A 14349-nucleotide genomic window follows, 5' to 3' on the forward strand; every position below is an offset into this window, starting at 1 on the left:
CTGTCTACATGTTACACTTAATAGATACTTGATAAGTTGGATCCTTAGGAGGGAAAGTATTTTGATACATGTAAGCAAAGGGAAAGCAGGAGCCGTTTCTTTTTTACATATATATGAAGCCTTATCTGCAGATGCGCCGAAACCGACCGTCATCTTTTTCCATGGCTTTAAAAGTGCCAAAGAAAACAATCTGCACTATGCCTATCTGTTGGCGGAAAAGGGTTTCCGGGTCATTTTGCCGGATTGTATCCACCATGGTGATCGCGATAGCGGTCTATCGTCTCTTGAATTGACACAATCCTTCTGGGAAGTTGTCATACAGTCCATTCATGAACTGGAAATACTGAAAAATCATTTGATAAACGAGAGATTGACCATGGAAGATGAAATTGGTGTAGCTGGTACCTCCATGGGGGCGATCATTACCTTCGGTGCATTGAAAAAATATCCTTGGATTAAAGCGGCGGTAAGCTTGATGGGATGTCCGGCATATCAGGAATTTGCCAAGTGGAAAATCGATCAAGTGCTGGAAATGGGCTTTACATTGCCGTTTGAGGAAGAGCAGATAAAGCATTATCTGGATAAACTCTCAGCGTATGATCTGGCGCTTGAACCTGAAAAAATGAATGAACGTCCAGTCCTGTGCTGGCACGGCTCACAGGACCAGGAAGTGCCAGCTGAACCTGTAATCGGGTTTGTAAAAACTTTAAGAGGTTATTATAAGAATAGACCGGAAAATATCAGCCTGATTATTGATGAGCAAGCAGATCATAAGGTGTCCCGTAAAGGTGTTCTTGCTGCAGTGGATTGGTTTGCCCTACATATGGGAAGACGATTGAAAGCCAATTGCAAAATAAATAGTGGAGGAGCTTTTAGATGAACGAACAATTGAAAAATAAAATAATGGAAGTGCTGGAAGAAGTGGAGGATCCTGAGCTTGGCGTAGATATCATCAATTTGGGCCTTGTCTACGATGTAGAAATGGATGAACAGCAAAATGTATTGATAACGATGACCTTAACTTCCATCGGATGTCCCCTTGCAGGCGAAATTGTGGAGCAAGTAAAAAATAAGCTGTCACCAATGGAAGAAGTCAATGAAGTGGATGTAAACATCACCTTTAATCCGCCTTGGGGCAAAGAGAGAATGTCACGTCTTGCGAAAATCGCCTTGAATGTGACCGATTAATAATCTACATAAAAAATTGGAGAGGGATGATCAAGCATGAAAAACAAACTAATCCTAGTCAGTTCCAATCAATTGGGCAAAGGGGACGAGACCCTTGGGGAAGGCGTTCTCGAAACTTTTTTCACCCTTATTAAACAAAGGGATGAAAAGCCGGAAGCCATTTTTCTGATGAATACAGGAGTGTATACCCTTACGGAGCAATCCCTTGTTTCCGTGCATTTAAAGGAGATCCATGAATCTGGTGTTCCTGTCTATGCATGTAAAACATGTGTGGACCACTACAAGGTGGAAGAGCAGTTAATAAGTGGGGAAATAAGTGGAATGTCTCACTTTATTGAACTGGCAACGGAATATGAAGTCCTGACCATTGCCTAAAATCACTTCCCCTCTAAATGGAATGATGACATGAAAATCTGGACTTTGGGAAAAATAGAAACGAGATAGGTTATCTCATGTAACCCCATTTACCTGAAGTGAATAGACATGGCTCTTTTTATAGGAGGGAATCGGAATGGGACAAAATCATCAATTCAGACCTGGACAGAAAGCTCCGAACAATGGAATATACTTGGAAATAGGCGAAACGGGAAGTATGGTGAAAAACCCGCAGAAAATCAATCTTAAAGCGGGGGATACCTTTCCGGAGACTGCCAATCATAACCGACTGTGGGCTAAAAAGCGTAGACCATAGGTTAAAACGTCACCTTTCTTGCAGAGGTGGCGTTTTTTGACTTATAATAAAAACAAAAAGGTCAAAAAAGGTCAAACCGAGGGTAGGTGTTGATTAGTGGACATTCAAAGCATGACGACTAAACTGCAGGATGCAATTATCCAGGCAAAGGATTTGGCGGTAAGCATGAATCATCAGCAGGTAGAGTCGGAGCATGTGTTACTTGCATTGCTGCAGCAGGAAGATGGGTTAGGGAAAAGAATTCTCTCAAAATTAAACATAGATGTACCCATGCTGATAATCGAAATGAAAAACCTTTTGAAGAGCAAACCTGAAATAAGCGGTACCACAGACGTGTATATAGGAAAATATTTGCAAAAGGTATTTCAGAAGGCGGAAGAGTGGAAGGTAAAATGGCAGGATGAGTATCTTTCGGTCGAACATGTCCTATTGGGGCTATTCGATCCAGCCTACCAACCTTTACAATGGCAGGAACTCTCGAGGAAATTTTCTGTTACGGCAGCAAAGCTTGAGAAAGTGATTTTAGAGATAAGGGGGAACCAAAAAGTGACATCACAGGAACCGGAAAATACATATGAGGCATTAAAGAAATATGGCAGAGATCTGATTGAGGAGGTAAAGGCAGGGAAACTAGATCCGGTTATCGGCCGTGATCAGGAAATTCGCAGGGTCATCAGGATACTGTCCAGGAAAACCAAAAATAATCCTGTACTGATCGGTGAGCCTGGCGTTGGGAAAACAGCCATAGTGGAAGGCTTGGCACAGCGAATTGTCAGAAGGGATGTACCAGATGGTTTGAAGGATAAGACGATCTTTTCTCTCGACTTGAGTTCCTTGGTCGCTGGAGCCAAGTACCGCGGGGAATTCGAGGAAAGATTGAAGGCGGTCCTTTCGGAAATAAAGAAAAGTGATGGTCAGATCCTCCTGTTCATCGATGAGCTCCATACCATTGTAGGGGCCGGAAAAACGGAAGGTGCAATGGATGCAGGGAATATGCTCAAACCGATGCTTGCGCGTGGGGAGTTGCATTGTATCGGAGCCACGACATTGAATGAGCACCGTCAATACATTGAAAAGGATCCTGCACTGGAGCGCCGTTTCCAGCAGGTTCTTGTGGAAGAACCTACTGTTGAGGATACTATATCGATTTTACGGGGACTTAAGGAGAGATTTGAAATCCACCACGGGGTTAATATCCATGATCGGGCAATAGTGTCGGCCGCCGTACTTTCCGATCGTTATATCTCCGAACGTTTTTTACCGGATAAAGCCATTGATCTTGTTGATGAAGCCTGTGCCATGATCCGGACAGAAATCGACTCAATGCCGTCTGAACTCGATGAAGTGACAAGAAAATTGATGCAGCTTGAGATTGAGGAGGCTGCCCTCAAAAAAGAAAAGGATCAGGCGAGCTTGGATAGGCTGCAACTTCTGCAAAAGGAGTTGGTGAATCTGAAGGAAAGGTCCTCCGGAATGATAATGCAATGGCAGCAGGAGAAAGATGCCATTGGGCATATAAGGCAAAAACGCGAAGAACTGGAGAAGGCGAAAAGGGATCTCGAAGCGGCGGAAAGCAAATATGACTTGAATAAAGCGGCAGAACTCCGCCACGGGAAAATCCCTGCTCTTGAAAAGGAACTGTTCCAGCTTGAAGGTCAGGCGAAGGCCGAAAAAGGGGCACATTCCCTGCTGAGAGAAGAAGTGACAGAGGATGAAATAGCGGGGATAGTGGCTAAATGGACCGGAATCCCAGTTACGAAGCTTGTGGAGGGAGAACGTGAAAAGCTCTTGAAGCTCGAGGATATTCTCCATGAACGGGTAGTTGGCCAGGAAGAAGCGGTACAGCTTGTTTCAGAAGCAGTCCTTCGTGCAAGGGCAGGGATAAAAGACCCGAACCGTCCGATCGGCTCCTTTATTTTTCTCGGTCCGACAGGTGTTGGGAAAACCGAATTGGCAAAAGCATTGGCACAGTCCTTGTTTGACGATGAGAGTCATATCATCCGGATGGACATGTCCGAGTATATGGAAAAGCATGCTGTTTCCAGGCTTATCGGGGCACCTCCCGGTTACGTCGGCTATGATGAAGGGGGCCAGCTGACTGAAGCAGTGAGGAGAAAACCGTATTCCGTCGTATTGCTCGATGAAATCGAAAAGGCTCATCCGGATGTTTTCAATATCCTTCTGCAGCTCTTGGACGACGGAAGAATAACCGATTCACAAGGGAAAACGGTGGATTTTAAGAATACTGTCATCATCATGACCTCCAACATAGGATCACATTTTCTTCTTGAGGGGGAGATTACCGAAGAAACGAAGGATAGGGTACTGCAGCAATTGAAAGCTCATTTTCGACCAGAATTATTGAACCGGATAGATGATACAGTCATCTTTTCCCCGCTTTCCAAAAATGATATTGGACTGATTGTTGAAAAGCTGATCAACGATTTGCAAAAAAGGCTCGAAAGCAAGCACCTTCAACTTAAGATTACTGAGGAAGCAAAAAGGCATATCGCTGACCGTGCTTTTGATCCTGTATTCGGCGCACGCCCCCTGAAGCGTTTTATCCAGAAACATATCGAAACGCTGATTGCAAAAGAAATCATCAAAGGGTCCATCCAGGATTTTCAAGAAATTATTATTGACCTCCAAGCAGGAAAATTGGCGATTGTGACTAATTAAATATGTAAAACAGAAAAAGAACTTGTCCCAGAAGGCCAAGTTCTTTTTCAATCGTGATTATTAGTGTTTTTCAACAGGCTCGTTTGGCAGCGCTTCCCCAATTAACATAACAATTACGGAAAAGACGATAGCAACAGTTGAAGCTAACATGTAATTATATGTATCACCCACCATGTTTGCAACAACATATGAAAGCATGTTTATCAGAAGAAGTGACCAGAAAACAGTCCAGAATACTCGCATCTTGACTTCCCCTCCATTCTCTTTTGATAGATAAAGCATTAAATACGTTGGTTCAACACCTTTAAGAAGCCAGGTGCACAGCTTTTGTGTATCCATCGGATATTTTACCACAACCAGCGCATATAATAAATGTAAAATGTTTAAGCTTGAAGAAAAAGGGGTTGAATATTTATGAATAGTGAAGAAAAGATGCAGGAGCTTGAAATGCTCCTATCCCAGGAACAGAGCAATTTGACTGAGCTAGGAATAGAAACCTTGCATAGGCTTAAGCAAGAGCTTCAATACGGATCTGAATGAAAAAGGGAAGATCAAGCTAATCTTTCCTTTTTATTTTTAGTAAAATTAAGCCTTTTGCCTTTAACAGAGCAGGATTCTTTTACATAGCATATTCTATACAAGTTTGTAATCCGGAGGCTGGGTGAGGAATATGGAAGAAAATCAACGCTTTTTTCAAATGGGCGGACAATGGAATGCCGTTCATGTGCCGGAAAAACCAAATGGCTTTGGTGTATTGATAATCGGTGATACAAATCACTTCGTTGATGATCATAACAGCCTATGGATCCAGCATATCGGAAGAAAACGTATTATAGATGAAATTGTAAGAGCTGGATATACCGTTTTCTACTCCAATTTATATGGGATGCACTGGGGAAGTACGAGATCCGTCCTGCTTGCAAGGCAGCTTTATCATATTATTCAAAAGCAGGAAATCCTGAATGATAAGATTCATATTCTGGCCGAAGGAATGGGAGCGCTGACTGCGCTGCAATTGGCGGGAATGCTGAAAGAGCAGATCCGATCGATCGCACTTATCAATCCCTGCATTGATCTCAGTGCCCAAATGGAACAGGAAAAGGATAGGAAGTTCTTTTATAAAAAGCTGCAAAAGGAGCTGGCTATGGCATACGATGTTTCTGTGGATGAGGTCAAGAACTTTACTGACTTCCCGGCATTGGAGCAATTGCTGATTTCCCTGCCGGTGAAAATTTGGCAGACAACCACCAATATCAGCTATGACCCAAACCTTCATTGTAAAAGGTACGAAGAATTCCGACAAAAAAGCGGATTTCCGATTGCAGTCACCTATCATCTTGTGGAAAAGCGTTATTCATATGGAGGATCCATCTGCCAATTTTTTAAAAAATTTGAACAGCATTTATAGAAAGTCCCTATCCGATTATCCATTGATAGGGACTATTATTATGGCCAAATGCATACGATACAGTATTAAACTATTGGTTGGAGTGAACCGTGATGAAAAATGCAATAGTGACTGGCGCAACAGGTTTTGTCGGCTTCTCATTATGTCAGAAGCTGATACGGGGAGAAGTGGAAGTGTTCGGGTTGGAACTTCAAGAAAAGAAGTTTGACCAAGAGGAAGATAAGCTGATGGAAATTGGAAGGAATGCCTTCTTTCATTATCAAGGCAAAATAGATAAGGATCACTTAAATAGCGATGAAAAGATTGATGCTGCCTATTTTTGTCTAGAGGCTGAGGAACTGTATGGAAGGGAATATCTCGACAGGTTAACCTATCTGTCCAACCTATCGCGAAAGGTGTTTCTTGTTGCTCCACACCACTTGGCACAAAGAGGAACTCTCCTGCAGAAGCATCTAGAGGGCATGCAAACAACATTGGTGATCCATCCTGCTTTGTTTGGTCCATGGCAGCCGGATAAGGAACCGATTCAGAGAAAAATACTGGATGAACTGAAAGGAAAGCCAAACAGCGACAAGCTGGAAATGGAAAACCAGGATATTCTATTTGTTGAAGATATTGCAGAAGTGCTTATAAGTCTTGCTGAAAAAGAAATTGACACAAAGAGTCACACTGTCCGCTTGGCTAATAAAGACAAAAAAGCCTTGGAGCTTCTTGCTCATGAGTTAGATATTTCCATTAAGGATACTGAATCAAAGCCTGCTAACGAGTGGGAAAAGAGGGCAGAGATAATCTGTGTGGAATCTTCGTTAAATGTGACCGAAGCATTGGCAATCCAGAGGAATCACGTAGCCAAGAGGCTGAAAATAGATAGTATTTAATGGAATGCATAACAATAAACTGAAATTTTAACTTTTCCTTTCGCATCCCGAGAGGTACAATATAAGAGTAATAAAAATCAGCAACTACATGGGAGTTTTTTCCGGGAACTAAGGTGGTGCTTCATCATGAAAAAGCCAATATGGTTCATTCTTCTTGTTTTTCTCTTTTTAACTGCATGTGGACAACCTGATACCGAAACCAAGCTTCAGAAGGTGGGACTGCTCGTACCTGACTCCATTGATGATCAAGTTTGGGGAACCAAAGGGTATAAAGGCCTTTTAAGGATACAGTCGGAATTTGGTGTGGATGTCTTCTATGAAGAAGGAATACATAAGGAAGAGGAAATCATCAAAGCGGTTAAAAAGTTCGAAAATGAAGGAATCAATCTCATATTCGGTCATGGCAGTGAATATGCAAAAGTGTTCAGCGAAATAGGGGACGAGTATCCAGACATTCACTTTGTTTGTTTTAATTCAGATGTAAGTGGGGATAATGTGACAAGTCTGAATTTCAAAGCAAATGCAATGGGATTTTTCGGTGGTATGGTTGCTGGAAAGATGTCGCAATCCAATCATATAGGAATCATTGCAGCTTTTGAATGGCAGCCGGAAGTAAACGGTTTTTTTGAAGGTGTCCTCTATGAAAATCCGGATGCAACAGTCTACATAGAATATACACAGGACTGGAATGATCCTGAACTGGCCAATTCCAAGCTTGAAAAAATGCTGGACAGTGGTGTGGACATTGTTTATCCTGCCGGTGATGGGTTCAATGTTCCCATTATCAACACATTAAAGGATAGAGGGCTTTTTGCCATTGGATTTGTATCCGACCAATCGGATTTGGGGGAGAATACTGTATTGACAAGTACCGTTCAGCATGTCCCCGCTTTATATGAATTGGTGGCAAAGCGTTTTCTGGCAGGTGAGCTAGAGCCGGGCAACAGTTATTTCGACTTTGAGGATGGAGTCATTTCCCTGGGCACTTTCAGTCCACTTGTCAGCGAGGATTATCAAGAGGACATAATGGATCATATCAAGAATTATAAAGAAACTGGCTTATTACCTAATCAGACAGAAAGTGGGAAAGAATAAATGGAACAGGATAGAACGATGCAATACATGGCAATCGCCATGAAATATTTACCCGAAGCAAAACAGATGCTGGATGAAACAGGACTGACACTTGAACCCCAGCACATCCAACCACTTTTATCCCTGCTTACTAAAGTAATGGACGATGCTTATGAGCTGGGAAAAGAGAATGCTTTAGATATCGAATAAAAAAGGATGGCCCTATGTGAAAAAATAGGGCATCCTTTTTTTATTTCTTCTTAAAGTAATCGATGATAGGGGAAAACTCTTTTAGCATCGGCTTTAATTTATTGACAGATTCCATGATGGAGTCCACCTGCTCAATCAACGCGTAATAGTCTTCTCCGAACTTCTTCTGATTGCTTTCTTCTGGTTGCTCTGGCGGCTTTTCACTTTTCCTTGGCTGACCGAACATCAATCTTGTAAAAGGGTCTGCATCCACATACTCCTTTTCCCCATTAGCCTGATCCTCACTCATTTTAATCACCTCATTGTATTACTGGGTTGTCAAAATAGTGTATGCATCCTCAAATAAAAGGCTTGGGCATTTGCCTTATTACACGGTTGGGAAGTGAAAATGGGATAAGTATATATTGTCAAGAAGCTAAAAATAAGTTAAAATTAGTACCAAGTCATAATATTTGATAATAAAAACTACCTTATAAAGGATGGCGCATGAGTGTTGCACCATCGCAGTATATTCAGCCATATTAAAAGAGAGTTAGGTGTTATATCAATGAATGCAGGGATTGTTGGAATCGGAAGATATGTACCTGAAAAGGTACTGACAAACGCTGATTTGGAAAAGATGGTAGATACAACGGACGAATGGATAAAGACGAGAACAGGAATAGAGGAAAGAAGAATAGCAAGTGATGAAGTGGATACTTCCGATATGGCCTTTTACGCAGCTGAAAAAGCATTGAAGGATGCAGGAATTACTGCAGAAGAAGTGGAAATGATTATCGTGGCAACAGTGACGCCGGATCATCCCTTCCCCTCTGTTGCATGTATGATCCAGGAAAGGCTCGGGGCAAAAAAAGCCAACGCATTTGACATCAGCGCTGCTTGCGCAGGTTTCATGTATGGCATCATTACGGCCAAACAATTTGTGGAAGCTGGAACCTATAAAAATGTATTGGTGGTAGGTGTGGAAAAGCTATCCAAAATCGTGGACTGGGAAGATCGCAACACAGCGGTGCTTTTCGGGGATGGTGCCGGAGCAGCGGTCATTTCGCCAGTATCCGAAGGTAGAGGTATCCTCTCGTTTGAACTTGGCGCAGATGGTACAGGTGCTAAACATCTTTACCAGGATGAAACCATCATCATGAACGGCCGTGAAGTATTTAAATTTGCGGTCCGACAAATGGGGGAATCATCCGTAAATGTATTAGAGAAGGCTGGGTTGACGAGAGAGGATGTTGATTTCCTCATACCTCACCAAGCAAACATCCGGATCATGGAGGCGGCAAGGGAGCGACTGGGACTGCCGGAAGAAAAAATGTCAATGACAATAAATAAATATGGCAACACATCTGCTGCATCCATTCCGATTTCCATTGTGGAAGAGCTGGAAAACGGTAAAATCAAAGACGACGACCTGATAGTTATGGTAGGATTTGGTGGAGGATTGACTTGGGGTGCAATCGCAATCAGATGGGGAAGATAATGAACATAATTGGACATGATGTTGGAAGGAGTATATTCTAATGCAAAAAAGAAGAGTAGTAGTAACAGGTCTTGGTGCAGTGACACCAATAGGAAAAGATGTTAATGAGGCTTGGGAAAATGCAATCAATGGTGTATCAGGGGTAGGACCACTGACACGTGTGGACAGTGAAAAATTCCCCGCAAAGGTGGCAGCAGAGATCAATGACTTCCAGCCAGAAGATTATATGGATAAAAAAGAAGCACGCAAAATGGACCGTTTTACACAATACGCAATTGCCGCTTCCCTTATGGCAGTAAAGGATGCAAACTTGACGATCACGGAAGAAATCGCTCCAAGAGTCGGGGTTTGGGTTGGTTCCGGGATAGGTGGAATGGAGACATTTGAAACTCAGTATAAGACATTCCTTGAAAAAGGCGCACGCCGCGTCAGTCCTTTCTTTGTACCGATGATGATTCCTGACATGGCTGCGGGACAGATCTCCATTGCCTTAGGAGCAAAAGGTGTAAACTCCTGTACGGTAACGGCTTGTGCGACAGGTACGAATTCCATAGGTGATGCATTTAAAGTAATTCAGCGTGGGGATGCAGACGTGATGATTTCCGGAGGGACAGAGGCTCCATTGACGGAAATGTCTTTTGCCGGCTTCAGTTCCGCAAAGGCGCTTTCCTTAAATCCTGATCCGAAAACAGCAAGCAGACCATTCGATTTAAATCGTGACGGCTTTGTAATGGGAGAGGGAGCAGGTATTCTGGTACTTGAAGATCTGGAGCATGCTCTTGCACGTGGAGCCCGAATCTATGCAGAAATCGTAGGATATGGGGCAACTGGTGACGCTCACCACATTACAGCACCAGCTCCAGGCGGAGAAGGCGGCGTCCGTGCGATGAGAATGGCTATAAACGATGCTGGTCTCAAGCCTGAAGAAATCGACTATATCAATGCCCATGGTACAAGTACCGAATACAATGATAAATTCGAAACATTGGCAATCAAGGAAGTGATGGGAGAGCATGCGCATAACGTTGCAATAAGCTCCACTAAATCCATGACTGGCCATCTGCTTGGAGCGGCAGGGGGAGTGGAAGCGATTTTCACGATCAAAGCGATCGAGAACTCCATCATCCCTCCAACCATCAACCTTGAAACACCAGATCCTGAATGCGACCTGGACTATGTTCCAAACGAAGCACGCAAAAAAGAGGTCAAAGCAGCTATGAGCAACTCATTGGGCTTCGGCGGACATAACGCTACGATAGTATTCAAAAGATACGAAAACTAATCAATCTATATTGAATGCACCAGACTCTAAATTAGGGGATTGGTGTTTTTTTTGATGAATAGAAGGAAGATTGAATTAGTTACCCCCATCTCACCAATTCCCCCTCCCAAACATACAATGGGAAAAAAGTGAAGAAAAGGGCTGTAGAAAATGAGCATAATTCATACGGATCGATGGTTGGAAGAGGATTACCATCAACCCTTGAACATTTCCAAAAAACTTCTGAAATACTTTGAGGATGTTACGGAACGAGAACTATACGAATACCTGATCATGCATGGAATGTACAGACCATTGGAAAATGGAAAAGAAACAGTGGAGAAGCTGATTCAGCTTGATTGCTGGAATGTAGTACTCAAAGAGTGGAAGCGATTGAAGAAAATGTGGAATGGTCCGGACATACCAATCTTCATTTTTCCGTCCGATGAACAGAATCCCCAGATAAAAAGGGACTTTAAAGGGAAATCAGGAGTAGCTTTCAAGGATAAGCTTTTTCTGTTTCTTCCCAAGGATATTGAACACAATGAACTCAAGGCCCTTTTTACACATGAATATAATCATATTTGCGTGTTGGCCAACAATCGCAAGAAGGACGATCACTATACCCTTGTGGAGTCGATATTAATAGAAGGTTTTGCGGAGAGTGCAGTAAAATACAGCTTGGGTGACAGCTATACAGCAAATTGGACGAAGTACTATTCGGATAAAGAGCTGAACTTTTTCTTGGATAGATATATATTGCCTAATAAAGATCTAATTAAAAAAGAAAGAGAGCACATGAAAATTTTATATGGTAAAGGGTTCTATCCCAAAATGTTGGGATATTGCGTAGGATATTACCTGATTCAGCGGCTATTGGAGGAAAAGGGATGGAACTATCCAACCCTGATGAAGAAAAGTCTCTCTGAGGTTCGAAAACTATTAGGGATATAATTCTTTGAGGAATAGTGTAAAAATATCAAAAATATTAAAAAACTAGCAAAAAAAGCTAGTTTTTTTGCATTTTTTTGTATATAATCAGTTTTTGTAGAAGATTGTTACAAGTCCAAATTAAAAAAATTTTTAGTTAATTTTCAAAATTAGCTTGATTCTGTAACGAAACTGTAATAATATACAAACAGACGATAATTATTTTCCGATAATTTAGTTTTTACAGAATAATATCAAGCTTATATTGAAGCAATCCTGTAATAAATAGCATGGAAAGCCTACAAAAAGAATCAATATATCAGGCGAAAGATTGTTAGTTTAATAATTTTGTAATATTTGCGTTAAAAATTAGCAGAATATTTTTAACAATGAATTTACAAAGTGGATTACTGTAGCATCAACAGACCATGCATCGAAAGAGAAAAGGATGGTGAAGGCTAAATGTCAGCTTTATTGGAAGTGAGAAACCTACAGACTCACTTTTTTAGAAAAAAGCAAGCTATTCCAGCAGTTGACGGTGTAGATATCTCCATTAAGAAAGGAGAGACTGTCGCACTGGTTGGTGAATCCGGATCAGGTAAATCGATTACTTCCCTATCTATTATGGGTCTGGTTCCAAGCCCAGGAGGAAAGATAGTAGGCGGAGAAATAATGTTTGATGGAAAAGATCTAACAAAGCTTACTGAGAGTCAGCTTTGTAAGGTGCGCGGGAATGATATTTCAATGATTTTCCAGGAGCCGATGACTTCCCTGAATCCCGTGCTGACCATCGGGGAACAGATTACGGAAGTATTGATGCTTCATCAAAAAATGTCTAAAACAGCTGCGGTGAAGAAAGCGATTGAAATGCTTGAACTCGTTGGATTTTCAAGAGCGGCGCAAATTATAAATGACTACCCGCATCGACTTTCGGGCGGGATGAGACAAAGGGTAATGGTCGCAATGGCAATGAGCTGTAATCCAAAACTCCTCATTGCAGACGAGCCTACAACAGCATTGGATGTAACAATCCAAGCGCAGATCCTTGACTTGATGAAAGACCTGAGCCATAAATTCGATACTAGCATCCTATTGATTACACATGACCTTGGGGTCGTATCAGAAATAGCAGATAGAGTGGTAGTTATGTATTGCGGTCAGGTAGTGGAGGAAGCATCCGTAGATGATCTGTTCGATGAACCGTTACATCCATATACAGTAGGATTGATGAATTCGATCCCAAGCATCGAGGCGGATATTTCAAGGCTTGAGTCCATTCAAGGGAATGTTCCACCACCGACGAATCTGCCGCCAGGCTGCCGTTTTGCACCACGTTGCCCGCAAGCGTTTGACCGCTGCTTCAACGAAGTGCCGACGCTTGAAAAGAAAGAAGGGAATCGTTCAGTACGATGCTTCTTGTATGAAGGGAAGGAGGCGTAAGCATGATTTCAACAGATACGCAAAATACCAACACATTACAGACAGACAGCTCTTCCGACTACCTTCTTGAAGTAAGAGGCCTTAAGAAGTACTTTCCGATCAAAGCAGGCTTGCTGCAGCGAAACGTTGGTAACGTAAAAGCGGTGGATGACATCAACCTGTTCATTAAAAAAGGCGAAACGCTTGGTATCGTAGGGGAATCAGGCTGTGGTAAATCCACTGCCGGAAGAACACTTATCCGTCTATATGAACCTACTGAAGGGGAAATAATCTTCAAGGGCCGCGATATTGCTAAAATGAGCGAGAGCGAGCTCAGAAAGACGGTAAGACGTGATATCCAGATGGTTTTCCAGGATCCATTCGCAACGCTGAATCCAAGGAAAACACTGCGTTCCATTTTAAAAGAGCCGTACAATACTCATAATCTTTTCACAAAGAAAGAGCGAGAAGAGAAAGTGCAGGAATTGCTTGAAAAAGTAGGACTTGATCCTTCTTATATCAACCGTTATCCACATGAATTCTCCGGTGGTCAACGTCAGCGTATCGGTATTGCAAGAGCGTTGGCACTGAATCCGGAACTGATCATTGCTGATGAAGCAGTATCAGCATTGGATGTTTCGATACAAGCCCAGATTATCAACCTTATGCAAGATTTACAGAAGGAAATGGGATTATCCTACATATTCATCTCCCATGACTTGAGTGTCGTTCGACATATAAGTGATAGGGTTGGCGTTATGTATCTAGGGAAAATGATGGAGCTTGCAAGCAAAAACGACTTGTACAACGAGCCGTTGCATCCATATACACAAGCCTTGCTATCGGCTGTACCTTCCACTCGTCGCAAAGGTCAGGTGAAGCGAGAGCGCATCGTGTTGAAGGGTGAGCTTCCAAGTCCGGCAAATCCGCCGACAGGCTGTGTATTCCATACACGCTGCCCGGCAGCAATGGAATCATGCAAACAGATCATTCCTGAATTCAAAGAAGTAAAACCAAATCATTTTGTCGCTTGTCACCTATACGAATAGGTGACAGGTTATCAAATATATACCCATTGAAAGGGGGAGATAATCTAGATAGGCTACCATTCTTTACCTTTCATTTTCAGAA

General features: G+C 42.3%; 17 protein-coding genes. 15 read left to right on the forward strand and 2 right to left on the reverse strand.

What is annotated here, in order from left to right; genetic code table 11:
* Positions 1-61: 61 nt before the first annotated feature.
* The 5 genes from ACFVAD_RS14995 to clpB all read left to right on the forward strand — a co-directional run bounded on the left by ACFVAD_RS14995 (position 62) and on the right by clpB (position 4558).
* Positions 62-880, forward strand: a complete 819-nt coding sequence (locus ACFVAD_RS14995; RefSeq protein WP_386641582.1) for a prolyl oligopeptidase family serine peptidase — start codon at positions 62-64, stop codon at positions 878-880.
* Positions 877-1188: a metal-sulfur cluster assembly factor gene (locus ACFVAD_RS15000; RefSeq protein ID WP_386641584.1), complete on the forward strand. Its 312-nt coding sequence runs from the start codon at positions 877-879 to the stop codon at positions 1186-1188. Before ACFVAD_RS14995 ends, ACFVAD_RS15000 begins: the two co-directional genes overlap by 4 nt.
* A 36-nt stretch (positions 1189-1224) precedes the next feature.
* Positions 1225-1563 (forward strand): DsrE family protein, encoded by a 339-nt coding sequence (locus ACFVAD_RS15005; RefSeq protein WP_386641587.1) that lies wholly within the window; start codon positions 1225-1227, stop codon positions 1561-1563.
* A gap of 136 nt (positions 1564-1699) precedes the next feature.
* Complete coding sequence (locus ACFVAD_RS15010; RefSeq protein WP_386641589.1) at positions 1700-1879, forward strand: YjzC family protein; 180 nt, start codon at positions 1700-1702, stop codon at positions 1877-1879.
* A gap of 96 nt (positions 1880-1975) precedes the next feature.
* Complete coding sequence (gene clpB / locus ACFVAD_RS15015; protein WP_386641592.1) at positions 1976-4558, forward strand: ATP-dependent chaperone ClpB; 2583 nt, start codon at positions 1976-1978, stop codon at positions 4556-4558.
* A gap of 60 nt (positions 4559-4618) precedes the next feature.
* Here the strand turns inward: clpB and ACFVAD_RS15020 are convergent, their stop codons facing one another.
* The gene (locus ACFVAD_RS15020) at positions 4619-4897 is read right to left on the reverse strand and encodes a YjzD family protein (RefSeq protein ID WP_386641595.1); all 279 of its coding nucleotides are present in this window, start codon (positions 4895-4897) and stop codon (positions 4619-4621) included.
* Between the two features lie 75 nt (positions 4898-4972).
* On the opposite strand from ACFVAD_RS15020, the gene ACFVAD_RS15025 reads away from it, so the two are divergent.
* From ACFVAD_RS15025 to ACFVAD_RS15045, 5 genes are all read left to right on the forward strand, one after another.
* On the forward strand, positions 4973-5098 hold the full coding sequence (locus tag ACFVAD_RS15025) for a hypothetical protein (protein ID WP_386641598.1): 126 nt from the start codon (positions 4973-4975) through the stop codon (positions 5096-5098).
* 130 nt (positions 5099-5228) lie between these two features.
* Complete coding sequence (locus ACFVAD_RS15030) at positions 5229-5966, forward strand: alpha/beta fold hydrolase (protein ID WP_386641601.1); 738 nt, start codon at positions 5229-5231, stop codon at positions 5964-5966.
* Positions 5967-6058: 92 nt separating this feature from the next.
* Complete coding sequence (locus ACFVAD_RS15035; protein WP_386641604.1) at positions 6059-6844, forward strand: Rossmann-fold NAD(P)-binding domain-containing protein; 786 nt, start codon at positions 6059-6061, stop codon at positions 6842-6844.
* Between the two features lie 126 nt (positions 6845-6970).
* Positions 6971-7939: a BMP family ABC transporter substrate-binding protein gene (locus ACFVAD_RS15040; RefSeq protein ID WP_386641607.1), complete on the forward strand. Its 969-nt coding sequence runs from the start codon at positions 6971-6973 to the stop codon at positions 7937-7939.
* A complete protein-coding gene (locus tag ACFVAD_RS15045) occupies positions 7940-8128 on the forward strand; it encodes a ComZ family protein (RefSeq protein WP_386641609.1) in 189 nt (62 codons plus the stop codon). It begins immediately after the preceding gene.
* A 40-nt stretch (positions 8129-8168) separates the two neighbouring features.
* On the opposite strand, the gene ACFVAD_RS15050 is transcribed toward ACFVAD_RS15045, so the two are convergent.
* Positions 8169-8417 carry a hypothetical protein gene (locus tag ACFVAD_RS15050; protein ID WP_386641611.1) on the reverse strand — a complete coding sequence of 83 codons (249 nt, stop codon included), beginning with the start codon at positions 8415-8417 and terminating at the stop codon, positions 8169-8171.
* A 258-nt stretch (positions 8418-8675) separates the two neighbouring features.
* On the opposite strand from ACFVAD_RS15050, the gene ACFVAD_RS15055 reads away from it, so the two are divergent.
* The 5 genes from ACFVAD_RS15055 (at position 8676) to ACFVAD_RS15075 (ending at position 14267) form a co-directional block, all read left to right on the forward strand.
* Complete coding sequence (locus ACFVAD_RS15055; RefSeq protein ID WP_386641613.1) at positions 8676-9608, forward strand: beta-ketoacyl-ACP synthase III; 933 nt, start codon at positions 8676-8678, stop codon at positions 9606-9608.
* Between the two features lie 40 nt (positions 9609-9648).
* Positions 9649-10890, forward strand: coding sequence for a beta-ketoacyl-ACP synthase II (gene fabF, locus ACFVAD_RS15060; RefSeq protein ID WP_386641616.1), 1242 nt, complete (start codon positions 9649-9651; stop codon positions 10888-10890).
* Positions 10891-11040: 150 nt separating this feature from the next.
* Positions 11041-11823 (forward strand): DUF2268 domain-containing putative Zn-dependent protease, encoded by a 783-nt coding sequence (locus ACFVAD_RS15065; protein WP_386641619.1) that lies wholly within the window; start codon positions 11041-11043, stop codon positions 11821-11823.
* A 438-nt stretch (positions 11824-12261) separates the two neighbouring features.
* The gene (locus ACFVAD_RS15070) at positions 12262-13239 is read left to right on the forward strand and encodes an ABC transporter ATP-binding protein (RefSeq protein ID WP_386641621.1); all 978 of its coding nucleotides are present in this window, start codon (positions 12262-12264) and stop codon (positions 13237-13239) included.
* A 2-nt stretch (positions 13240-13241) separates the two neighbouring features.
* Complete coding sequence (locus ACFVAD_RS15075; RefSeq protein ID WP_386641627.1) at positions 13242-14267, forward strand: ABC transporter ATP-binding protein; 1026 nt, start codon at positions 13242-13244, stop codon at positions 14265-14267.
* The last annotated feature ends 82 nt before the right edge of the window (positions 14268-14349 follow it).

It is taken from the genome of Sutcliffiella sp. NPDC057660, assembly GCF_042800035.1.
GTDB lineage: Bacteria > Bacillota > Bacilli > Bacillales > Bacillaceae_I > Sutcliffiella_A.